We start from the raw sequence: 21420 nt of genomic DNA, 5'->3' as shown, positions 1-21420 counted from the left end.
GGACCTCCCCGCCCGGTCCGACGTCGGTGCGGACCGTCAGTACCGCTCGAGCTGCGGCGCAGTGGCCGGCGAGCCGGACTTGCCGAGCGTGCCGTCGTAGATCTTCTTCCAGGTGCCGTCGGTGAACGCCGCCTCGATCTGGTCGTTCACGTAGTCACGCAGCGCCTTGTCGTCCTTGGGCAGGCCGATGCCGTACTTCTCGGTGCTGAACGGCTGGCCCACGACCTTGAGCTCGTCCGGGTTCTGCGCGGCGTAGCCCTTGAGGATGGCGTCGTCGGTGGTCACCGCGTCGACCTTCTTGTCGAGCAGCTGCGAGACGCACTCGGAGTAGGTCTTGAACTCGACGATGTTCTCGCCTTCGGTCAGGCCCTCGTCGCGGATCTTCTGGATCGGCGTGGAGCCGGTGGCCGAGCAGACCTTCTTGCCCTTGAGCGTGTCCTTGCCGGTGATCGACGACTCGTCCTTGCGGACCAGCAGGTCCTGGCCGGCGACGAAGTACGGGCCGGCGAAGGAGACGTCGTTCTTGCGCTTGTCGGTGATCGAGTAGGTGCCGACGTAGTAGTCGATCTCGCCACCCTTGATCGCGGTCTCCCGGTTCGCGGACGCGATCTCCTTGTACTCGATCTTCGCCGGGTCGACGCCGAGCGTGCTGGCGACGTACTGGGCGATCTCGATGTCGAAGCCGCAGCGCTTGCCCTGGGCGTCCTTGTAGCCGAGGTTCGGCTGGTCGAACTTGACGCCGATGACGACCTTGCCGGCCGACTTGATCTTCTCGAAGGCCGGGCTGCCGGCGACGTTGGCGTCCGTCTTGGGGGTGAAGGTCACGCCCGAGCTGCTGCAGCTGTCGCCCTGGGCTCCACCGCTGGCGTTGCCGCCGCCGCTGGGCGCGGGGTCCCCCTCCTTGCCACAGGCGGCCGCGGACAGGGCGAGCGAGGCCATCATGGCCACCGCCGCCACGCGCTTGTAACGCATACTCATCTCCTTCTTCGACGGAGTCGACGGGACGACTCCACTACGGACGCTCAGTGGGTGAGGATCTTGGAGAGGAAGTCCTTGGCCCGCTCGCTGCGCGGGTTCGCGAAGAACTCGGCCGGCGGCGCGTCCTCGACCAGCTTGCCGTCGGCCATGAAGATGACCCGGTTGGCCGCGTGCCGGGCGAAGCCCATCTCGTGGGTCACCACGACCATGGTCATGCCGTCGCGGGCCAGCGACGTCATCACGTCCAGCACCTCGCCGACCATCTCCGGGTCCAGCGCGCTCGTCGGCTCGTCGAACAGCATCGCCTTGGGCTGCATGGCCAGCGCGCGGGCGATCGCCGCCCGCTGCTGCTGGCCGCCGGAGAGCTGCGCCGGGTACTTGTCCGCCTGGTTGGCGATGCCGACGCGGTCCAGCAGGGCCAGGCCGCGCTCACGGGCGGCGGCCGGCTTCTCCTTGCGGACCTTGACCGGCCCCAGCGCGACGTTCTCCAGGATGGTCTTGTGCGCGAAGAGGTTGAACGACTGGAACACCATGCCGACCTCGCTGCGCAGCTTGGCCAGGGGCTTGCCCTCGGCCGGCAGCGGCTGCCCGTCGAAGGTGATGGTGCCGGAGTCGATCGGCTCCAGCCGGTTGATCGTGCGGCAGAGCGTCGACTTGCCGGAGCCGGACGGGCCGATCACCACGACCACCTCGCCCCGGTCGACGGAGAGGGACACGTCGTCGAGCACGTGCAGCGGCCCGAACCACTTGTTGACCCCGTCGAGCACGATCAGCGGGTCGCCCGTCGTCACGTCGTCCACCGTCCCTGTCGTCCATGGCGGAATTCGGGGGTCGGTCGACCCCCGGTTGGGCAACTGTAGGCGGGGTGATGTGGCAGAACGCAACTCAGATGGTCACGGAGCGGTAACACCGGTCACCGGCGTACCGGCCCGTCCGAATTTCGTCATCACCGGGTGGGCCGACTGGCGCCGTCGCCGCAGGCCCGAGATCATGAGGGGATGACCGACGCGATCCGGCTGACCGACTACGCCCGTGGTGGCGGTTGCGCCTGCAAGATCCCGCCCGGCGAGCTGGAGGCGATGGTCGCCGGTCTCGGCGCCACCGGCGGCTCGGCCGACCTGCTGGTCGGCCTGGAGAACGGCGACGACGCCGCGGTGGTCCGGCTGGACGAGCGTACGGGCCTGGTGAGCACCGCCGACTTCTTCACCCCGGTGGTCGACGACGCCTACGACTGGGGGCGCATCGCCGCCGCCAACGCGCTCTCCGACGTGTACGCGATGGGCGGCACCCCGCTCGTCGCGCTCAACCTGCTCTGCTGGCCGCGCGGGGTGCTGCCGCCGGAGATGGCCCGCGAGGTGCTGCGCGGCGGTCTGGACGTGGCCCGGGAGGCGAACTGCCACCTGGCCGGCGGGCACAGCGTGGACGACGACGGCCCGAAGTACGGCCTGGCGGTCACCGGCGTGGTCCGGCCGGAGGAGCTGATCACGCTCGACGCCGGGCGGGCCGGGCTGCCGCTGTCGCTGACCAAGCCGCTCGGCGTGGGCGTGCTCAACACCCGGCACAAGCAGACCGGGCAGCGCTTCCCCGAGGCGGTCGAGTCGATGGCCCGGCTCAACCGGGACGCCGCCCGCGCGGCGGTGGCCGCGGGCATCCGCTGCGGCACCGACGTGACCGGCTTCGGCCTGCTCGGGCACGCCTCGAAGCTGGCCCGCGCGAGCCGTCTGACGGTGGCGATCGACGCGGCGGCGGTGCCGTACCTGCCGGGCGCGCGGGAGGCGTTGCGCGACGGGTACGTCAGCGGTGGCACCCGGCGCAACCTGGAGTGGGTCACCCCGTGGACCGACTTCGGCGGTGCGGACGAGGGGGAGCGGCTGCTGCTCGCCGACGCGCAGACCTCCGGTGGCCTGCTGGTCGCCGGTGAGGTGCCGGGCGGCACGGTGATCGGTGAGCTGCTGCCTGCTTCGGAGCACCTGATCCGGGTGCGCTGAGCCTCGATTGTCGCGGCGCGGCTGGGCGGTCGCCGCGGCACCGTACCCGATAAACTGTCATCTTCCAGCTACTCTGGGCAACGTCGCCCGAGGGAATTTTGCCCGGAATGGTCACAGACCGGTAACTTGCGCCCGGCTGAGGTCAAATGCACCCCACCATCGTCATTAAGGCCCGATCCGGAGGCCGGTGGAACGAGCGCAGCGAGGAGGCGGCATGACCGAGCTGTGGAACTGGAGAATCGACGGCGGCGAGCCGGTGGAGGTCTACCCGGCACTGGCCGAGGCGCTCGGCCGGGTGGTGATGCCCATGGCCGTCGCCGACCCGGTCCGGCTCCCCGCGTACGCGGTGGTCTGCGACGTGTGGGAGGCGCCCGGGCTGTACGGCACGGTGGTCGACTGTTACGGCGTGCCCGACAGCCTGTCCGAGCTGCCCGCGATCGCGGCGCTGGCCCGGCTGCTGGGCCGCAACTGCCTGATGCGGGACGACACGCTCGACGCCGGCCGGCACCTGCTGGTCGCGCCGGACGGCACGATCCGGCCGGTGCACTTCGACGTGGCCGACACCGACGACGGCGAGGTGCTCAGCCACCACCGGCTCTGCACGGTCGCCGACGCGCGCTGCCGGGGCTGGTCGCAGTGCCACCGCTCGCGCTGGGCCCCCGACACGGTCGCGCCGGCGCTCGCCGCCGCCTGAGCGCGGACGCCGGCGGGCACCCGTGACAGGTGCTCGCCGCCGTGTCCCCTCCGGCGGCGAGCGGTGGCGGCCCCGGGCTCAGCCCCGGGCCGCCGGCTGCTGCCCCCGCACCACGAGCTGGTCGAGCAGCGTCGCGGTGGCGGCGGCCACGGCGTCCACCGCGGCGTCGAACGCGGCGGCGTTGTGCGCGGCGGGGGTACGGAATCCGGAGATCTTCCGGACGTACTGCAACGCGGCGGCGCGGATGTCCTCCTCGGTCACCACCGGGACGTACGGCTCACGCAGGGTCTTGATGCTCCGGCACACGGCTCCTCCTCGTTCGATCCGATCGGCTCCACCCGGATACGCTGTCCGGGTCATGACTACCGCAGCCGCGGGCAGCCCGCGCACCTACCAGGTGCGTACGTACGGCTGCCAGATGAACGTGCACGACTCCGAGCGCATCTCCGGCCTCCTCGAGGACGCCGGGTACGTGCGCGCCGCCGAGGCCGACGAGCAGCCCGACGTGGTGGTGTTCAACACCTGCGCGGTCCGCGAGAACGCCGACAACCGGCTCTACGGCAACCTGGGCCATCTTCGCCCCGTGAAGGCGAAGCACCCCGGAATGCAGATCGCTGTCGGCGGCTGCCTGGCCCAGAAGGACCGGGGCGACATCGTCCGCAAGGCGCCCTGGGTGGACGTCGTCTTCGGCACGCACAACATCGGCTCGCTGCCGGCGCTGCTGGACCGGGCGCGGCACAACACCGCGGCCGAGGTGGAGATCCTGGAGTCGCTGGAGGTCTTCCCCTCCACGCTGCCGACCCGGCGCGAGTCGACGTACGCCGGGTGGGTCTCGATCTCCGTCGGCTGCAACAACACGTGCACGTTCTGCATCGTGCCCTCCCTGCGCGGCAAGGAGAAGGACCGCCGCCCCGGCGACATCCTCTCCGAGGTGCGCGCCCTGGTCGACTCCGGCGTGCTGGAGGTGACGCTGCTCGGGCAGAACGTCAACTCCTACGGCGTGGAGTTCGGCGACCGGTACGCCTTCGGCAAGCTGCTGCGCGCCTGCGGCGACATCGACGGGCTGGAGCGGGTGCGGTTCACCAGCCCGCACCCGAAGGACTTCACCGACGACGTGATCGCGGCGATGGCCGAGACGCCCAACGTCTGCCACTCGCTGCACATGCCGTTGCAGTCCGGCTCGGACGACGTGCTGCGGGCGATGCGCCGCTCGTACCGGTCGGAGCGTTACCTGGGGATCATCGAGAAGGTCCGGGCGGCGATGCCGGACGCGGCGATCACCACCGACATCATCGTCGGCTTTCCGGGCGAGACCGAGGCCGACTTCGCCAGGACGCTCGACGTGGTGCGGGAGGCGCGGTTCTCGTCGGCGTTCACGTTCCAGTACTCCAAGCGCCCCGGCACCCCGGCCGCGACCATGGACGGCCAGCTGCCCAAGCAGGTCGTGCAGGAGCGCTACGAGCGGCTGATCGCCTGCGTCGAGGAGATCACCTGGGCGGAGAACAAGAAGCTGGTCGGCGAGACCGTCGAGGTGCTGGTCGCAGTCGGCGAGGGCCGCAAGGACGAGCGCACCGGCCGGATGTCCGGCCGGGCCCGCGACGGACGGCTCGTGCACTTCGCCACCGGTGAGCTGGCCGGACGGATCCGCCCCGGCGACATCGTGCACACGGTCGTCACGTACGCCGCCCCGCACCACCTGAACGCCGACGGCGCGCCGCTGGCCCACCGGCGCACCCGGGCCGGGGACGCGGCCGAGGCGGGACAGGTTCCGCGTACCCCCGGGGTGCTGCTCGGACTGCCGGCGGTCGGCGCGCCGGCCGCGGCGCCCGCCCCCGTCGGCGGCTGCGCCGCGAACTGAGCCGAGCGTGACGGCGGGGGCCGGGTCGGCCCCCGCCGTCACTGCCTCAGCAGGCGGTGCCGTTGAGCTTCACGCTGCCGGGCGTCGCGGCGGTGCCGTTGGCGGTGAAGCCGACGGTGACCGACGCGCCCGGCGCCAGCGACGACGCCCAGGCCGGCGCGGCCGCGGTCACTGTGGTGCCGGACTGCGTGACAGTGGCGTTCCAGCCGCTGGCGAGCGTCACCCCGGACGGCCAGGTCCAGGTGGCCGACCACGGGTTCACCGCGGCGGTGCCGGTGTTCTTGACCGTCAGCTCGCCCTGGAAGCCACCCGCCCAGGAGTTGATCTGCTTGTAGGTGGCGGTGCAGCCACCGGTCACCGGAGGCGGCGGGGTGGTCGGCGCCGGCGAGGTGTTCGGCGTGCCGGTCGGGGACGGGCTGGTGGTGCCGCCACCGCCGGTCGGCGGGATCAGGTACGGCGTCAGGATGTCCTGCTTCGGCTGGTTGATCGTGGTCCAGTCGTCGTTGGCGATGCCGCCGGTGTCACCGGAGTTCGGGTTCCACGACCAGTACGTGAACGACATGCCGTTCACGCCGGTGCCGGTGTACGCCATCAGGTTCTGCAGCCAGATCTTGTCCTTCGGGTCCTGGAGCGTGGTGCCGAACTCGCCCATCATGATCGGCGCGATGTTCTGCTTGTAGAGGTAGCCCCAGTACTTGTCCCAGATGGCCGGCATGTTCGCCGGGTACGACGGGTCGTCGAACCAGTCCTGCCGGTAGACCGACGTGGCGTACTCGTGCGGCGAGTAGACCAGCCGGTTCGCCACGTTCAGCCGCACCGGGAACTGCCCGGCCTTGGACAGGTTGCCGCCCCACCAGCCGCAGTCCTCGTCGTTGCTGGGGTCGTTGTCCCAGACGTTCGACAGGCCGCCGCTCGGGCAGCTCACCCCCTCCACGAAGATCAGCCAGTTCGGCTGCACGCCGAGGATCGCGTTGCCGGCCCGCTCGGCGGCCAGCCGCCAGTCCCGCGCGGTGTCGCCGCAGCCCCAGCAGGCGCCGGTGGCGGCCGGGTTGGTGCCCTCGGCGTGCGGCTCGTTGTGCAGGTCCGCGCCGATCACCGTGGTGTTGCCGGCGTACCGCTGGGCCAGCATCTTCCAGTCGTTGATCCAGGTCGCCTCGGAGACCGTCGAGGTGTACCAGAGCGGCGACTGCCCGGCCGACGTCGGCCGGTGCCGGTCCAGGATGACCCGCATCCCCTTGCTGCCCGCGTAGTCGATGACCTTGTCGAGGATCTGCAACGGGGAGAGCCCGATCAGGTCCGGGTTGACGAAGTCGTTGATGCCGGTGGCGGTCGCGCCGGACTTGAGCGCGTCGTTCGAGTACGGGATGCGCAGCGTGTTGTAGCCCAGCCGGGCCATGGTGTCGAGCTGCGAGCGCCACGGGTTGCTCGACCACAGGCCGTGGAACGTCTTGTTGTCGGTCTCCATCCCGAACCAGTTGATGCCGGTCAGCCGGACGGTCGCGCCCGTACTGTCGACGATCTTGTTGCCGCTGGTGTGCAGGTAACCGGTGCCGGTGCCACCGGCCGCCGCGGCGGCCGGTGCGGTGGAGACGGCGGCGGCGACGAGAACGCCGGCCGCTGCGGTGGCGAGCGCCGTCAGGGCGCCGCCGAGGGCGGTGCGTCGGTGCATGGAAGCTCCACTTCGGATGCCCGCACCGCGCGGGCGCCGCGGGCGGCAGGACCAGGAGGCACGTCCCGCTCGTCATCGAGTACGCGCGCAGCGCGCGCCGGGCCGTGTCGTGTGGACGGCCACCCGCGAGATGTCACACCGGCGATCGTCGACGGCGAGATCAGCCGTCGGTGCCCTCGTGCCGGTGCCTGAACCAGGCTCCGCCGCTCATTCTGATCAGCCCACCTCGATGCGTCAACCCGGCCCGGACGCAGGTGAGCCCCCGGCCGACCCGGCCGGGGGCTCACCCGATGTGTCCGTCCGCCGGCCCGCCCGGCCGGGGTCCTTCCGTCAGCCGGCCTGCTCGGCGAGCTGGAGGAACTGCCGCTTCGACGCGAGCGCCTGCTCGGCCTCCTTGATCCGGCGGGCGTCACCGGCGGCCTGGGCCCGGGCCAGCCGGTCCTCGGCCTCGGCGACCTGGGCGCGCATCTGCGCCAGCAGCGGGTTGTCCTCCTTGGAGGTGCGCCGCCACGCCGAGTCCATCACCTCGCGGACCTTGTCGTCCACGGCCCGCAGGCGGCGCTCCAGCCCGGCGGCGGCCTCGCGGGGCACCCGGCCGGCCTCGTGCCACTGGGCCTGGATCTCCCGCAGCTTCGCCTGGGCGCCCTTCGGGTCGCCGTCGACGTCGAGCGCCTCGGCCTCGGCCAGCAGCGCCTGCTTGCGCTCCAGGTTGGCGCGCTGCTCGTTGTCGCGCGCCGAGAAGACCTCGCTGCGGCGGGTGAAGAACTCGTCCTGCGCGGCGCGGAACCGTTCCCAGAGCTTCTGCTCGGCCTCCTTGGCGGCGCGCGGCGCGGCCTTCCACTGGGCCATCAGATCCTTGAGCTGCCCGGCGGTGACGCCCCAGTCGGTGGAGTCCTTGAGCTTCTCCGCCTCGGCGACCAGCTCCTCCTTGACCGTCTGCGCCTGCTTGCGCTGCTGGTCGAGGGAGGCGAAGTGGGCGCCCCGGCGGCGGGTGAAGCCGTCCCGCGCGGCGGCGAACCGCTTCCACAGCTCACCGTCGGTCTTCTTGTCGACGCCGCGGATGGTCTTCCACTCGTCGAGGATCTCCTTGAGCCGGTCGCCGGCGGTCTTCCAGCCGGTCGACTCGGCGGCGAGCTTCTCGGCCTCCTCGACCAGGGCGGTCTTGCGTGCCAGCGCCTCGCCCCGGGCGGCCTCGCGGGCCGCCTTGGCCTCGCCGGCCTTCTCCTCGGCGACGGTGGCCAGCTTGTCCAGGCGGGCGGCCAGGGCGTCGATGTCACCGACCACGTGCGCCTCGGCCAGCGACCCACGGATCCGGCGGATCGTGGTCAGGGAGTGGCCGGCGTCGGCCGCGCCCGAGTTGAGCCGAGCCTCGGTCAGGTCGACCTCGGTCACCAGGTCGGCGTAGCGCCGGGCGAAGTGGGCGAGCCCTTCCTCCGGTGCCCCTGCCTGCCAGGATCCGACCACCCGCTCGCCCTCGGCGGTCTTGACGTAGACGGTGCCGTCCTCGTCGACCCGTCCGAAGGCAGTCCAGTCGCTCATGTGCCCATCCTCGTTCTCCCGGCGTCGAGGGGACAGCCCTCGATCGCCGCCACGGCGCAGCAAACTTTCTCCCGGCATTGTCACAGGTCCGCCCCCGTCCGTGTCGAGCGCCTGTCGCCGACCGTGACCATACGGTGTTGTACGCCCCCGATGACCGGATCGGCGCGGGGACGCACCGGGGATCGGCGATAGGTTTGGGGGCGTGCCCCTGGTCGCCGCCGCCGTCTGCCCCCACCCGCCGTTGATCGTGCCCGAGCTGGCCGGCGCCGCCGCGCCCGAGCTGGACGACCTGCGCGCCGCCACCGACGCCGCCGTCGCGCGGCTGCTCGCCGCCGAGCCGGAGGCGATCCTGCTCGTCGGCGGCGGACCGGAGACGGTCCGGTTCAACGCCGCCGACTCCGGCACCCTGCGCGGCTTCGGGCTGAACCGGCCGGTGCGGCTGTGGAAGATCTCCTGCTCCGGCGGCGAGGTCCTGCCGCTGAGCCTGACCATCGGCGCGTGGCTGCTGAACCGCTCCGGCACCGAGCTGCCCCGCCTGGCCCGGTCGGTGGCCCACGACGCCACACCGGCGGAGTGCGCGGCGTTCGGCGCGAGCCTGATCCTCGACGACGATCCGCGGGTCGCGCTGCTCGTGCTCGGTGACGGGTCCGCCTGCCGGGGCGTCAAGGCGCCGGGGTACGACGACCCGCGCGCCGAGGCGTACGACGAAGGGGTCGCCCTGGCGCTGGCGGGCGCGGACGCCGACGCGTTGCGCGGCCTGGACCCGGTGCTCTCCGCCGAGCTGCGGGCCGCCGGACGGGCGCCGTGGCAGGTGCTGGCCGGCGCGGTCGGCGCGGCGGGCGGCGACTGGCACGGCGAGCTGAGCTACCACCGCGCCCCCTACGGCGTTGCCTACTTCGTGGCGAACTGGGAGCGGTCGTGACCGTCGTGGCGGTGGTCGGGCCGACCGCGGCCGGGAAGTCGGCGCTGAGCATCGCGCTGGCGCACGCGCTCGACGGCGAGGTGGTCAACGCCGACTCGATGCAGCTCTACCGGGGCATGGACATCGGCACCGCGAAGCTGACACCGGCCGAGCGCGAGGGCGTGCCGCACCACCTGCTGGACATCTGGCCGGTGACCGAGCCGGCCAGCGTCGCCGAATACCAGACGCTGGCCCGCGCGGCGGTCGACGACATCCTGGCCCGGGGCCGGGTGCCGCTGCTGGTCGGCGGCTCCGGGCTGTACGTGCGGGCGGTGCTGGAACGGTTCGAGTTCCCCGGCACCGACCCGGCGCTGCGGGAGCGGCTGGAGGCGGAACTCGCGGCGGTCGGCCCCCTTCCGCTGCACGCGCGGCTGACCGAGGTCGACCCGGGCGCGGCGGCGAGCATCCTGCCCACCAACGGGCGACGGATCGTGCGGGCGCTGGAGGTGATCGAGCTGACCGGTGCGCCGTTCACCGCGTCGCTGCCGTCGCCCACGCCGTACTACCCGTCCGTGCAGCTCGGCGTCGACCTGGACACCCCGCTCCTCGACGAGCGGATCGCGCTGCGGGTGGACCGGATGTGGGCCGACGGCCTGGTCGACGAGGTGCGGGCGCTGGTCGGCGACGGGCTGCCCGAGGGACGGACGGCCAGCCGGGCGCTCGGCTACCAGCAGGTGCTGCGGTTCCTGGCCGGCGAGCTGACCGAGACCGAAGCACACGAGGAGACGATCCGCGCCACCCGCCGGTTCGTGCGGCGGCAGCGCTCCTGGTTCCGGCGTGACCCGCGCATCCACTGGCTGGACTCGGCCTCGCCCGCGTTTCTCGACACTGCCCTGCGGGTGGTCGCCGAGCATCGGCGATGATGGGGGCGTGGAGTTCACCAAGGGTCACGGCACCGGCAACGACTTCGTCATCCTGCCCGACCCGGACGGCGCCCTCGACCTGACACCCGGCCTGGTCGCCGCGCTCTGCGACAGGCGGCGCGGCCTCGGCGGCGACGGCGTGCTGCGCGTCGTACGGGCCGCCAAGCACCCCGAGGGCGTCGCGCTGGCGGGCGAGGCGGAGTGGTTCATGGACTACTGGAACTCCGACGGCTCGTTCGCCGAGATGTGCGGCAACGGGGCCCGCGTGTTCGTCCGCTACCTGCTGGACCGTTCGCTGGCCGCCGCTGCCTCGTCCTCGTCGGGCGGGACGCTGCCCATCGCCACCCGCGCCGGCCTGGTCCGGGCCCGCGTCGAGGGCGCGGACGTGGCGGTCGAGATGCGCCGCCCCCGGCTGTACGACACGGCGACCGCCACGCTCGGCGGGCTGACCCTGCCCGGTGCCGCCGTGGACGTCGGCAACCCGCACCTGGTGTGCGCGCTGCCCGCCGCGCTGGATCTGACCGCGCTCGACCTCACCCGCGCGCCCGGCGTCGACGCCGCCACCTTCCCGTCCGGGGTGAACGTCGAGTTCACCACGCCCGGCGAGCCGGTGACCGGCACCGACGCGCACGTGCTGATGCGGGTCTACGAGCGCGGCTCGGCCGAGACGCTCTCCTGTGGCACCGGCGCGTGCGCGGTCGGCGCGGTGGCGTTGCGCGACGCCGGCCTCGACACCGGCACGGTGGCGGTCGACGTGCCCGGCGGACGCCTCACCGTCACTGTGACAGCCGACTCCTGCTGGCTGTCCGGCCCCGCCGTCCTGGTGGCCACAGGCACCCTGACCCCGTCAGCTCTGACCCCCTGACCGGCGCCCCCTCCGCCTGGCACCCCCCGCAGTTGATCAACACCACCTCGGCGAACTGGTGTTGATCACGGGTGATGCGTCGTTGGAGATCTTGGAAGATTGGGGCCCCCGTGAGGGCCTTTTCCTTCCAAGATCTCGTGCGGGGCCGTGTGAGGGCTGGGCGGCGCGGCGTGGGAGCGGGTCAGGGGGTGGCGCTGGCGTTGGCGGCGATCTCGGGGAGGTCGGCCGGACCCGGTCGGCCGCCGGGGCCGGCGTGGCGGCCGGGTTCTGGGCAGCGGCCCGCACGGCGGCGGCCACCGCCGGGGCGACCCGGGAGTCGAAGACGCTGGGCACGATCACCGTCGGGTTGATCTTGTCCTCGCCGACCACGTCCGCGATGGCCCGCGCGGCGGCGAGCGCCATCTCCTCGGTGAACTCCTCGGCGTGCGCGTCGAGCATGCCGCGGAACACGCCGGGGAAGGCGAGCACGTTGTTGATCTGGTTGGGCTGGTCCGAGCGGCCGGTGGCGACCACTGCGGCGTACTTGCGCGCCTCCCGCGGGTCCACCTCCGGGTCGGGGTTGGCGAGCGCGAAGACGATCGAGTCCTTCGCCATCTGGGCGACGTCCTCGCCGGTGAGCAGGTTCGGCGCGCTCACGCCGATGAACACGTCCGCGCCGCGTACCGCCCCGGCCAGGTCACCGGAGTAGTTCTCCTTGTTGGTGTTCTCGGCCAGCCACTGCCACGCCGGGTTGAGGTCCGGCAGTCCGCGGTGCAGGGCGCCCTGGCGGTCGTACGCGATGATGTCGCCCACGCCCTGACGCAGCAGCAGCTTCATGATCGCGGTGCCGGCCGCGCCGGCGCCGGAGACCACGACCCGGACGTCCGCGAGCTGCTTGCCCACGACGCGCAGCGCGTTCGTCAGCGCGGCCAGCACGCAGATCGCGGTGCCGTGCTGGTCGTCGTGGAAGACCGGGATGTCCAGCGCCTCGCGCAGCCGGGCCTCGATCTCGAAGCAGCGCGGCGCGGCGATGTCCTCCAGGTTGATGCCGCCGTACGCGGGCGCGATCGCCTTGACGATCGCCACGATCTCGTCGGTGTCCTGCGTGTCCAGCACCACCGGCCAGGCGTCCACCCCGCCGAAGCGCTTGAACAGCGCCGCCTTGCCCTCCATCACCGGCAGCGACGCGGCCGGACCGAGGTTGCCCAGGCCGAGCACCGCGGTGCCGTCGCTGACCACGGCGACGGTGTTGCGCTTGATGGTGAGCCGGCGCGCGTCGGCCGGGTTCTCCGCGATCGCCATGCAGACCCGGGCCACACCCGGGGTGTACGCGCGGGACAGCTCGTCGCGGGTGCGCAGCGCGACCTTCGGGGTGACCTCGATCTTGCCGCCGAGGTGCAGCAGGAAGGTGCGGTCGGAGACCTTGCGCACGTCCACCCCGTCGAGCGCGGTGAGCGCGTCGACGACCTGGTCGGCGTGGCCGGCGTCGGCGGTGTCGCAGGTGAGGTCGACGATCACGTGCGCGGGGTCGGAGTCGACCACGTCCAGCGCGGTGACGATGGCCCCGGCCTCGCCGGCGGCGGTGGTGAGCCGGCCGATGGAGGAGGCGTCGGCGGGTACCGCGATCCGGATGGTGATGGAGAATCCGGCACTCGGCAGTCGTGTGTTGGCCACGAGAAACTCCTCCGTCGGCGCTGAGCGGCTCGACTGGCATTTCTACTCGCCCGCCCTGGTCGCCCGGCATCCGCCCCCGCTACCAGTGGGTAGCGTCGCGGGCATAACACGCGTGCGTCCGGCGTTGTCACATGTCAGGATTGCTGTCACGCGCCGAAAATTCTCGGCGTTGCACATAACGGACAGGAGACGCAGTTTGCGCGAGCAGGAGACCTTCCATCCCTACGAGGACGACGAGCTCGACGCCACCACCGGTGAGTACGAGCTGTCGGAGCGGCAGGCGCTGCGGCGGGTCCCCGGCCTCTCCACCGAACTCACCGACATCACCGAGGTCGAGTACCGCCAGCTCCGGCTGGAGCGGGTCGTCCTGGTGGGGGTCTGGACCGAGGGCACCCAGACCGACGCCGACAACAGTCTCACCGAGCTGGCGGCGCTGGCCGAGACGGCCGGCTCGCAGGTGCTCGAAGGGCTGATCCAGCGTCGCCACCGGCCCGACCCGGCCACGTACATCGGCCGGGGCAAGGTGGACGACCTGGGCGCGGTGGTGCTGTCCACCGGCGCCGACACGATCATCTGCGACGGTGAGTTGTCGCCGTCGCAGCTGCGCAACCTGGAGCAGCGCACCAAGGTCAAGGTGGTCGACCGGACCGCCCTGATCCTCGACATCTTCGCCCAGCACGCCAAGAGCAAGGAGGGCAAGGCGCAGGTCGAGCTGGCCCAGCTCGAATACCTGCTGCCGCGCCTGCGCGGCTGGGGCGAGACGCTGTCCCGGCAGACCGGTGGTAGCGGCCGCGGCGGTGGCGCCGGCGGCGGCGTGGGCCTGCGTGGTCCCGGTGAGACCAAGCTGGAGACCGACCGGCGGCGCATCCGCCACCGCATCGCGCGGCTGCGCCGCGAGATCAAGAGCATGGCGACGGTACGCCAGACCAAGCGCGCCCGGCGTACCCGTAACGCGGTGCCCGCGGTGGCGATCGCCGGCTACACCAACGCCGGCAAGTCCAGCCTGCTCAACCGCCTGACCGGTGCGGGCGTGCTGGTGGAGAACGCGCTGTTCGCCACGCTGGACCCGACCACCCGCCGGGCCACCACGTCCGACGGGCGGCTCTACACGCTGTCCGACACTGTCGGATTCGTCCGGCACCTGCCGCACCAGATCGTCGAGGCGTTCCGCTCGACGCTGGAGGAGGTCGCCGACGCCGACCTGGTCGTGCACGTGGTCGACGGCACGCACCCGGATCCGGAGGAGCAGGTCCGGGCGGTACGCGAGGTGCTCGCCGAGGTGGGCGCCGACCGGCTGCCGGAACTCCTGGTGGTGAACAAGACCGACGCCACCGACGAGGAGACGATGCTGCGGCTCAAGCGGCTCTGGCCGGACGCGGTCTTCGTCTCCGCCCACAGCGGGCGCGGAGTCGACGAGATGCGCGAGGCCGTCGAGCGTCGACTGCCCCGGCCGGCCGTCGAGGTGCGCGCGGTGCTCCCGTACGACCGGGGTGACCTGGTCTCCCGGGTGCACCGGCAGGGTGAGGTGCTCAGCACCGCGCACCTGCCCGAGGGCACGCTGGTGCACGTGCGGGTCAGCGAGGGTCTGGCCGCGGAGCTCGCGCCGTACCGGGCGGGTGACCGGCTGACCAGCGACGAGCGGGTGGGCGCCGGGCGGTGAGCCGTCCGGCGTCACCCGCCGGAAACCCGCGCCGTGCGACACTGAGCGTCATGCGGCACGTTGTCTCCTCGGTCACGCTCGCGCTCGGCCTGGTCGGCGCGGTCGTGGCGCCGGCCGGGCCGGCCCCGGCGGCTCCCGCCGCGGCCCCCGTGCTGGCCGCGGCTCCCAAGAAGAAGTGCACTGTCGAGGACAATCGCCTCCGCGAGCTGTCCGGCCTGGTGGCCACCAGCAACGGGTACGTCGTGATCAACGACGGCTCGGACGACCCCAGCCGCAAGCGGGTCTTCTACCTGGACACCAAGTGCAAGGTCGACAAGGAGGTCCGTTACTCCGGTGACGGGCCGCTCGACACCGAGGACCTGGCGCTCAGCCCGGACCGCAAGACGCTCTGGATCGCCGACACCGGCGACAACGTGGAGAAGAAGACCCGCCGGGAGCGGGTCGCGGTCTGGACGATGCCGCTGAGCGGCTCGAAGCAGCCGGTACTGCACCGGCTCAGCTACCCGGGCAAGGAGCCGCACGACGCGGAGGCCCTGCTCGTCGGCGACGACAACATGCCGCTGGTGATCACGAAGGAGCTCTCCAGCAAGTCGGAGATCTACACCCCGACGGTGAAGCTGAAGGCGAGCGGCGACACCGAGCCGATCCCGATGAAGAAGGTCGGCGAGGTCACGCTCCCGAAGACCAGCACCGAGAACAAACTCGGCTCGCCCGGGCGGGCGCTGGTCACCGGCGCCGCCCGCTCACCGGACGGCAGCAAGGTCGTGCTGCGCACGTACGCCGACGCCTTCGAGTTCGACGTGGCCGGCGGCGACATCGTCAAGGCGATCACCACCGGCAAGCCCCGGGTCACGCCGCTCGCCGACCCGTTCGGCGAGGCGATCTCCTACACGCCGGACGGCAAGTTGTTCGTCACCGTCTCCGACGGCGGCACGCTCGACGAGTCGGACCCGATCGACATCCTCAGCTACACCCCGTCCACCACCGGCGCCGAGGCGCTGCCGAACGGCGGCAAGGCCGAGACCAAGGCGTCCGCCGAGAAGTCCTGGCTCGAAGGGCTCTCGCTCGACGAGATCACGTACCTGATCGCGGCCGTCGGGGTGCTCGGCGCGCTCCTGGTCGGCGCGGGCGTGTTCGGCATCCTGCGGGCGCGGCGCAAGCCGGCGCCCCGGGCGCCCGCCGACGAGCCCGAGCGCAGCGGCGAGTTCCCGGTGAACAACGGTTTCCCCTCGGGCGAGCGGCCGGACGCCCCGCGCGGCGGGGTCTACGGCGGCGGTCAGGGCGGCGTCTACGGCGGCGTGGCCAACGGCGACCGCCCGGCGTCCGGCGGTGTCTACGGCGGTGGCCGGCCGGGCGGCGGCGTGTACGGCGGCGGCCCTCAGGACGGTGGTCGTGGTCAGGGCGGTGGCCGTCCTCCGGGCGGTACCCGTCCGCAGGGTGGCGGCGTCTACGGCGGCGGCGCAGCCCCGGCCGGCGGCGGAGGGCGCGGAGGCGGCGTCTACGGCGGCGGAGGCCAGGGCGGACCGGGCGCGGGCCAGGGCGGTCCCGGTCGTGGCGGACCGGGCGGCGGCCAGGGCAGTCCGGGCCGCGGCGGCCCGGGTGGCGGCTACGGCGGCGGCCCGGGCGGGGCCGGATATCGCGGGCAGCCGAACGGCGGCGGGCCGCGCGCAGAGGGCGGCCGGGCCGAGCCGCCGCGCCGCGGCCAGGAACCGCGTGGCGGGCGCCGCGACGGTTACGACGACCAGGGCCGGTACGGCCCGGTGTCCGGCGGTGGCCGGGAGTACCGCGGCGACCGATACTGAGACGACACGGAAAAGGGGTGACCGGCCACGGTCACCCCTTTTCGCTGCTGTCGCCTCAGATGCGGCGCAGGACCGCCACCACGCGACCCATGATGGTGGCGTCGTCGCCGGGGATCGGGTCGAAGGCCGGGTTCTGCGGCATCAGCCAGACGTGCCCGTCGCGGCGCCGGTAGGTCTTCACCGTCGCCTCGCCGTCGAGCATGGCGGCCACGATGTCGCCGACCTCGGCGTTGGGCTGCTGCCGGACGACCACCCAGTCGCCGTCGCAGATCGCCGCGTCGAGCATCGAGTCGCCCTTGACCTGGAGCATGAAGACCTCGCCCTCGCCGACCAGCTCGCGGGGGAGGGGAAAGATGTCCTCCACCGCCTGCTCGGCCAGGATCGGCCCACCGGCGGCGATGCGACCCAGCATCGGCACGTACGCGGGGGCGGGCCGCTGCGCGCGGGCCGCCTCGTCGTCCGCCTCGCCCGGCGCGCGGACGTCGACGGCGCGCGGACGGTTCGGGTCGCGGCGCAGGAAGCCCTTCTTCTCCAGCTCCTTGAGCTGGTAGGCGACGCTGGACGGGGACACCAGCCCGACCGCCTCGCCGATCTCCCGCACGCTCGGCGGGTAGCCGTGGCGCTCGACCCAGGTGCGGATGAACTCCAGGATCCGCCGCTGCCGGGCGGTCAGGTCGACCGTCGCGGGGTCGGGGAAGCTGCTCACCACCGGGGTGACCGGACGCACCGCCGCGGGGGCGGTGCGGCTGCGGGCGGTGCGGGGGCGACGGGTCGCCGGAGGACCCGCCCCGTCGTTCGGCTGCGGGTTCTTCTGCCGGCTGGCCCGGTCCTCGGTCACGTCCGTCCCTCCCTGGTCGGCGCTGGGGTGCCTCGTCGGCTCGTGGTGCGTGTGGTCTGACCGTATAGGTGAGATCGGCCATTTTCAAACATCTGTACGACCTGCTGTCGGCGTGTCGCGCCGAATTCCTGGATTTCCGAACTGGTGTTCTGATAGAAGAGTACGCCGCTCGAACGGATGTTCTATCCCGGACGCCCGTGACTAGCACGGGAGGCCGTCCGTTGGGCTCCTCGGTGGCGTCGCGCCGGGCGTGATCCTGACGACTCGCCGGACACGCCCGTCAACTTGACCTCGCTTGGGGTTCGGCATACGGTCGACCCCTAGATGTAGTAGTCACACGGGCGTAAGTTGCCTACAGGTTGGGTTCAACTACCGAACGCACTCCCGCACCGCGCACTCGGCGACGGTCATCCGACGATGGCCCCGCCGTGTCGACGCGTGCCCGGGAGCCGGTAGGTGTGCCCGCGAATCGACTGAGGAGGTCGGGCGAATGCGGTGTCCGTACTGCCGGCACGCCGACTCCCGCGTGGTCGACTCGCGGGAGGCCGACGACGGCCAGCTCATCCGGCGGCGACGGTCGTGCCCGGAGTGCGGCAAGCGGTTCACCACCGTCGAGGAGGCGGTGCTCGCGGTGGTCAAGCGCAGCGGGGTGACCGAGCCGTTCAGCCGTACGAAGATCATCGGTGGGGTGCGCAAGGCGTGCCAGGGGCGGCCGGTCGACGACGACTCGATCGCGCTGCTGGCACAGAAGGTCGAGGAGACCGTACGGGCCAAGGGGGCGGCCGAGATCCCCAGCCACGAGGTGGGCCTGGCCATCCTCGGCCCGTTGCGTGACCTCGACGAGGTGGCCTACATGCGGTTCGCCAGCGTCTACCGGTCCTTCGACTCGCTCGCCGACTTCGAGCGCGAGATCGAGACGCTGCGGGCCGCAGCGCGCGCCCGGGAGGGCGCCGGTGCCGGTGCGGCGGACGCCGCCGGCGCGATCAGCTGACATTTTCGGGTTTCTGACAGGTACACGAGGCGCGGTGGGTGACCGTGCCGACGAGGGGGGCGAGGGCGTGACGACCAGCAAGTCACGGAACAAGGCCGGGGCGGGGCTGAAGATCGAGCGCGTCTGGACGACCGAGGGGGTGCATCCCTACGACGAGGTCGCCTGGGAGCGCCGCGACGTCGTCATGACGAACTGGCGGGACGGCTCGATCAACTTCGAGCAGCGCGGGGTGGAGTTCCCCGAGTCCTGGTCGGTGAACGCGGCGAACATCGTGACCACCAAGTACTTCCGGGGCGCGGTGGGGACCCCGGAGCGGGAGTGGTCGCTGCGGCAGTTGATCGACCGGGTGGTCGAGACCTACCGCACCGCCGGTGAGGAGTACGGCTACTTCGCCACCCCGGCCGACGCCGAGGTGTTCGCGCACGAGCTGACCTGGATGCTGCTGCACCAGGTGTTCAGCTTCAACTCGCCGGTGTGGTTCAACGTCGGCACGCCGTCGCCGCAGCAGGTCAGCGCCTGCTTCATCCTGTCGGTCGACGACTCGATGGACTCCATCCTCGACTGGTACAAGGAGGAGGGGCGGATCTTCCAGGGCGGCTCGGGCGCCGGGGTCAACCTGTCCCGCATCCGTTCCTCGAAGGAGCTGCTCTCCTCCGGCGGCACCGCCTCCGGCCCGGTCAGCTTCATGCGCGGCGCGGACGCCTCCGCCGGCACCATCAAGTCCGGTGGCGCCACCCGGCGCGCGGCCAAGATGGTCATCCTCGACGTCGACCACCCGGACATCGAGGAGTTCGTGGCGACCAAGGCGCGCGAGGAGGACAAGATCCGCGCGCTGCGCGACGCCGGGTTCGACATGGACCTGGGCGGCGCCGACATCGTCAGCGTGCAGTACCAGAACGCCAACAACTCGGTCCGCGTCTCGGACGAGTTCATGACGGCCGTGGAGAACGGCGGCGGCTTCGACCTGCGCGGCCGGCTCGACGGGCAGACCATCGAGACGATCGACGCGAAGAAGCTGTTCCGCACCATCTCCCAGGCCGCGTGGGAGTGCGCCGACCCGGGCCTGCAGTACGACGACACCATCAACGACTGGCACACCTGCCCGGAAACCGGCCGGATCACCGCGTCGAACCCGTGCTCGGAGTACCTGCACCTGGACAACTCCTCGTGCAACCTGGCCTCGCTGAACCTGATGAAGTTCCTCCGCGCCGACGGCGGCTTCGAGGTGGAGAAGTTCGTCAAGTCGGTCGAGTTCGTCATCACCGCGATGGACATCTCGATCTGCTTCGCCGACTTCCCGACCGAGAAGATCGGTGAGACCACCCGCGCCTACCGGCAGCTCGGCATCGGGTACGCCAACCTGGGCGCGCTGCTGATGGCCTCCGGCCTGCCGTACGACTCGGAGCAGGGCCGGGAGGTGTCCGCCGCGATCACCTCGCTGATGACCGGCACCGCCTACCGCCGTTCCGCCGAGCTGGCCGGCATCGTCGGCCCGTACGACGGCTACGCGCGCAACGCCGAGCCGCACAAGCGGGTCATGCGCAAGCACGCCGCCGCCAACGACGCGATCAAGGCGACCGGCACCGTGGCGACCGCCGTGCAGCGCGAGGCCACCAAGCAGTGGACGCTCGGCAACAAGCTCGGTGACAAGTTCGGTTGGCGCAACTCGCAGGCCAGCGTGCTCGCCCCGACCGGCACCATCGGCCTGATGATGGACTGCGACACCACCGGTGTCGAGCCGGACCTGGCACTGGTGAAGTTCAAGAAGCTGGTCGGCGGCGGCTCGATGCAGATCGTCAACCAGACCGTGCCGCGCGCCCTGCGCAGCCTCGGCTACCCCGAGGAGCAGGTCGAGGCGATCGTCGAGCACATCGCCGACCACGGCCACGTGGTGGACGCCCCGGGCCTGAAGCCGGAGCACTACCCGGTCTTCGACTGCGCCATGGGCGAGCGCTCGATCGCGCCGATGGGCCACGTGCGGATGATGGCGGCCGTCCAGCCGTTCATCTCCGGCGCCATCTCCAAGACGGTGAACATGCCGGAGCAGGCCACCGTCGAGGACGTCGAGAAGATCTACTTCGAGGGCTGGAAGCTCGGCCTCAAGGCGCTGGCGATCTACCGGGACAACTGCAAGGTCGGCCAGCCGCTGTCGGCCGCCAAGCCGAACAAGGCCACCGCCGAGACGCAGGCCCCGGCCGCCGAGGTCGAGAAGGTCGTGGAGAAGGTCGTCGAGTACCGCCCGGTGCGCAAGCGGCTGCCGAAGAAGCGCCCGTCGGAGACCATCTCGTTCTCGGTCGGCGGCGCGGAGGGCTACCTCACCGCCTCGTCCTACCCGGACGACGGCCTCGGCGAGGTCTTCCTCAAGATGTCGAAGCAGGGCTCGACCCTGGCCGGCGTGATGGACGCCTTCTCGGTGGCCATCTCCATCGGTCTCCAGTACGGCGTCCCGCTGGAGACGTACGTCAGCAAGTTCACCAACATGCGCTTCGAGCCGGCCGGCATGACCGACGACCCGGACGTGCGCATGGCCGCCTCGGTGATGGACTACATCTTCCGTCGCCTGGCGCTGGACTTCCTGCCGTACGACCGCCGCGCCGAGCTGGGCATCTTCACCGCCAAGGAGCGGGCCGCCCAGCTCGCGGCCGAGGCGGAGGCGGAGGCGAGCGGTGCGGACCTCACCGCGATGGCCGCCTCCGCCCCGGTCGAGGCGCCCGAACCGAAGACCGGCCCGATCGCGCAGCCGGCGCAGGAGATGGCCGACGCCGCGGCCGTCAAGCCCGCGCCGTCGGTGGGTTCCAGCACCGAGCTGCTGGAGGCCGTGATCGGCAAGGCCGCCGACGCGCCGCTCTGCTTCACCTGTGGCACGAAGATGCGGCCCGCCGGTAGCTGCTACGTCTGCGAGGGCTGCGGCTCCACCAGCGGCTGCAGCTGAACCGAGAAAGGTTGGCATGTCTCCAGCTCCTAGAAGGAGCCGCTGGATGACATCGCCCTGGTGAAGCTCTACAGCAGGTGTCTCCTATCCGAATTCGGATAGGAGACACCTGCTTCGGCGTAGGGGGCA

The 21420-nt window shown here is 71.8% G+C and carries 16 protein-coding genes and 1 pseudogene; 10 read left to right on the top strand and 7 right to left on the bottom strand.

Annotated features, from left to right (window positions below; genetic code table 11):
• Positions 1 to 36: 36 nt before the first annotated feature.
• Both V6U82_RS03695 and V6U82_RS03690 read right to left on the bottom strand, forming a co-directional pair.
• Positions 37 to 972, bottom strand: a complete 936-nt coding sequence (locus V6U82_RS03695; RefSeq protein WP_121685686.1) for a glutamate ABC transporter substrate-binding protein — start codon at positions 970 to 972, stop codon at positions 37 to 39.
• Between the two features lie 50 nt (positions 973 to 1022).
• Positions 1023 to 1778 (bottom strand): amino acid ABC transporter ATP-binding protein, encoded by a 756-nt coding sequence (locus tag V6U82_RS03690; RefSeq protein ID WP_120571055.1) that lies wholly within the window; start codon positions 1776 to 1778, stop codon positions 1023 to 1025.
• A gap of 198 nt (positions 1779 to 1976) precedes the next feature.
• Between V6U82_RS03690 and selD the strand changes: the two genes are divergently transcribed.
• A complete protein-coding gene (selD, locus tag V6U82_RS03685; RefSeq protein WP_128138144.1) occupies positions 1977 to 2966 on the top strand; it encodes a selenide, water dikinase SelD in 990 nt (329 codons plus the stop codon).
• Positions 2967 to 3180: 214 nt separating this feature from the next.
• Positions 3181 to 3660: a hypothetical protein gene (locus tag V6U82_RS03680; RefSeq protein ID WP_334459194.1), complete on the top strand. Its 480-nt coding sequence runs from the start codon at positions 3181 to 3183 to the stop codon at positions 3658 to 3660.
• Positions 3661 to 3738: 78 nt separating this feature from the next.
• Here the strand turns inward: V6U82_RS03680 and V6U82_RS03675 are convergent, their stop codons facing one another.
• Positions 3739 to 3966: a DUF2277 family protein gene (locus tag V6U82_RS03675; protein WP_013284740.1), complete on the bottom strand. Its 228-nt coding sequence runs from the start codon at positions 3964 to 3966 to the stop codon at positions 3739 to 3741.
• A 52-nt stretch (positions 3967 to 4018) separates the two neighbouring features.
• Here V6U82_RS03675 and miaB point away from each other — a divergent pair, with 52 nt between their 5' ends.
• Positions 4019 to 5518 (top strand): tRNA (N6-isopentenyl adenosine(37)-C2)-methylthiotransferase MiaB, encoded by a 1500-nt coding sequence (miaB, locus tag V6U82_RS03670; RefSeq protein ID WP_334459193.1) that lies wholly within the window; start codon positions 4019 to 4021, stop codon positions 5516 to 5518.
• A gap of 46 nt (positions 5519 to 5564) precedes the next feature.
• Here miaB and V6U82_RS03665 read toward each other — a convergent pair whose 3' ends face one another.
• Together V6U82_RS03665 and V6U82_RS03660 are read right to left on the bottom strand one after the other, a co-directional pair.
• Positions 5565 to 7187 (bottom strand): cellulase family glycosylhydrolase, encoded by a 1623-nt coding sequence (locus tag V6U82_RS03665; protein WP_334459192.1) that lies wholly within the window; start codon positions 7185 to 7187, stop codon positions 5565 to 5567.
• A gap of 330 nt (positions 7188 to 7517) precedes the next feature.
• Positions 7518 to 8726: a DUF349 domain-containing protein gene (locus V6U82_RS03660; protein ID WP_128138216.1), complete on the bottom strand. Its 1209-nt coding sequence runs from the start codon at positions 8724 to 8726 to the stop codon at positions 7518 to 7520.
• A gap of 202 nt (positions 8727 to 8928) precedes the next feature.
• Between V6U82_RS03660 and V6U82_RS03655 the strand changes: the two genes are divergently transcribed.
• From V6U82_RS03655 to dapF, 3 genes are read left to right on the top strand one after another with little or no spacing between them, the layout of a single operon-like run.
• Positions 8929 to 9648 carry a class III extradiol dioxygenase subunit B-like domain-containing protein gene (locus V6U82_RS03655; RefSeq protein ID WP_334459191.1) on the top strand — a complete coding sequence of 240 codons (720 nt, stop codon included), beginning with the start codon at positions 8929 to 8931 and terminating at the stop codon, positions 9646 to 9648.
• Positions 9531 to 10550 carry a tRNA (adenosine(37)-N6)-dimethylallyltransferase MiaA gene (gene miaA / locus V6U82_RS03650; RefSeq protein ID WP_442933418.1) on the top strand — a complete coding sequence of 340 codons (1020 nt, stop codon included), beginning with the start codon at positions 9531 to 9533 and terminating at the stop codon, positions 10548 to 10550. The genes V6U82_RS03655 and miaA overlap by 118 nt, the downstream gene beginning before the upstream one ends.
• Before the next feature lie 7 nt (positions 10551 to 10557).
• Positions 10558 to 11415 carry a diaminopimelate epimerase gene (gene dapF, locus V6U82_RS03645; protein WP_128138218.1) on the top strand — a complete coding sequence of 286 codons (858 nt, stop codon included), beginning with the start codon at positions 10558 to 10560 and terminating at the stop codon, positions 11413 to 11415.
• 181 nt (positions 11416 to 11596) lie between these two features.
• Here dapF and V6U82_RS03640 read toward each other — a convergent pair.
• Positions 11597 to 13068, bottom strand: a pseudogene (locus V6U82_RS03640) (NAD-dependent malic enzyme).
• A 196-nt stretch (positions 13069 to 13264) separates the two neighbouring features.
• Here V6U82_RS03640 and hflX point away from each other — a divergent pair.
• Both hflX and V6U82_RS03630 read left to right on the top strand, forming a co-directional pair.
• The gene (hflX, locus tag V6U82_RS03635) at positions 13265 to 14728 is read left to right on the top strand and encodes a GTPase HflX (protein ID WP_128138909.1); all 1464 of its coding nucleotides are present in this window, start codon (positions 13265 to 13267) and stop codon (positions 14726 to 14728) included.
• A gap of 50 nt (positions 14729 to 14778) precedes the next feature.
• On the top strand, positions 14779 to 16530 hold the full coding sequence (locus tag V6U82_RS03630) for a hypothetical protein (RefSeq protein ID WP_334459188.1): 1752 nt from the start codon (positions 14779 to 14781) through the stop codon (positions 16528 to 16530).
• 55 nt (positions 16531 to 16585) lie between these two features.
• Here V6U82_RS03630 and lexA read toward each other — a convergent pair whose 3' ends face one another.
• Positions 16586 to 17368, bottom strand: a complete 783-nt coding sequence (lexA, locus tag V6U82_RS03625) for a transcriptional repressor LexA (RefSeq protein ID WP_128137231.1) — start codon at positions 17366 to 17368, stop codon at positions 16586 to 16588.
• A gap of 490 nt (positions 17369 to 17858) precedes the next feature.
• Between lexA and nrdR the strand changes: the two genes are divergently transcribed.
• Together nrdR and V6U82_RS03615 are read left to right on the top strand one after the other, a co-directional pair.
• Positions 17859 to 18359 carry a transcriptional regulator NrdR gene (gene nrdR / locus V6U82_RS03620; protein WP_013284751.1) on the top strand — a complete coding sequence of 167 codons (501 nt, stop codon included), beginning with the start codon at positions 17859 to 17861 and terminating at the stop codon, positions 18357 to 18359.
• A gap of 34 nt (positions 18360 to 18393) precedes the next feature.
• Positions 18394 to 21291, top strand: coding sequence for a vitamin B12-dependent ribonucleotide reductase (locus V6U82_RS03615; RefSeq protein WP_334459187.1), 2898 nt, complete (start codon positions 18394 to 18396; stop codon positions 21289 to 21291).
• The last annotated feature ends 129 nt before the right edge of the window (positions 21292 to 21420 follow it).

It is taken from the genome of Micromonospora sp. CPCC 205554, from assembly GCF_036902745.1.
Classification (GTDB): Bacteria; Actinomycetota; Actinomycetes; order Mycobacteriales; family Micromonosporaceae; genus Micromonospora; species Micromonospora tulbaghiae.
Note: the sequence above shows the minus strand (reverse complement) of the source record. Positions and strands in the feature narration are given on the sequence as shown.

Bases quoted from the DNA above. Each gene is read 5' to 3' on its own strand.
- V6U82_RS03630 (WP_334459188.1), top strand. From the start codon at position 14,779: ATGCGGCACGTTGTCTCCTCGGTCACGCTCGCGCTCGGCCTGGTCGGC.
- nrdR (WP_013284751.1), top strand. From the start codon at position 17,859: ATGCGGTGTCCGTACTGCCGGCACGCCGACTCCCGCGTGGTCGACTCG.
- selD (WP_128138144.1), top strand. From the start codon at position 1,977: ATGACCGACGCGATCCGGCTGACCGACTACGCCCGTGGTGGCGGTTGC.
- V6U82_RS03660 (WP_128138216.1), bottom strand. From the start codon at position 8,726: ATGAGCGACTGGACTGCCTTCGGACGGGTCGACGAGGACGGCACCGTC.
- V6U82_RS03665 (WP_334459192.1), bottom strand. From the start codon at position 7,187: ATGCACCGACGCACCGCCCTCGGCGGCGCCCTGACGGCGCTCGCCACC.
- V6U82_RS03695 (WP_121685686.1), bottom strand. From the start codon at position 972: ATGCGTTACAAGCGCGTGGCGGCGGTGGCCATGATGGCCTCGCTCGCC.
- miaB (WP_334459193.1), top strand. From the start codon at position 4,019: ATGACTACCGCAGCCGCGGGCAGCCCGCGCACCTACCAGGTGCGTACG.
- V6U82_RS03680 (WP_334459194.1), top strand. From the start codon at position 3,181: ATGACCGAGCTGTGGAACTGGAGAATCGACGGCGGCGAGCCGGTGGAG.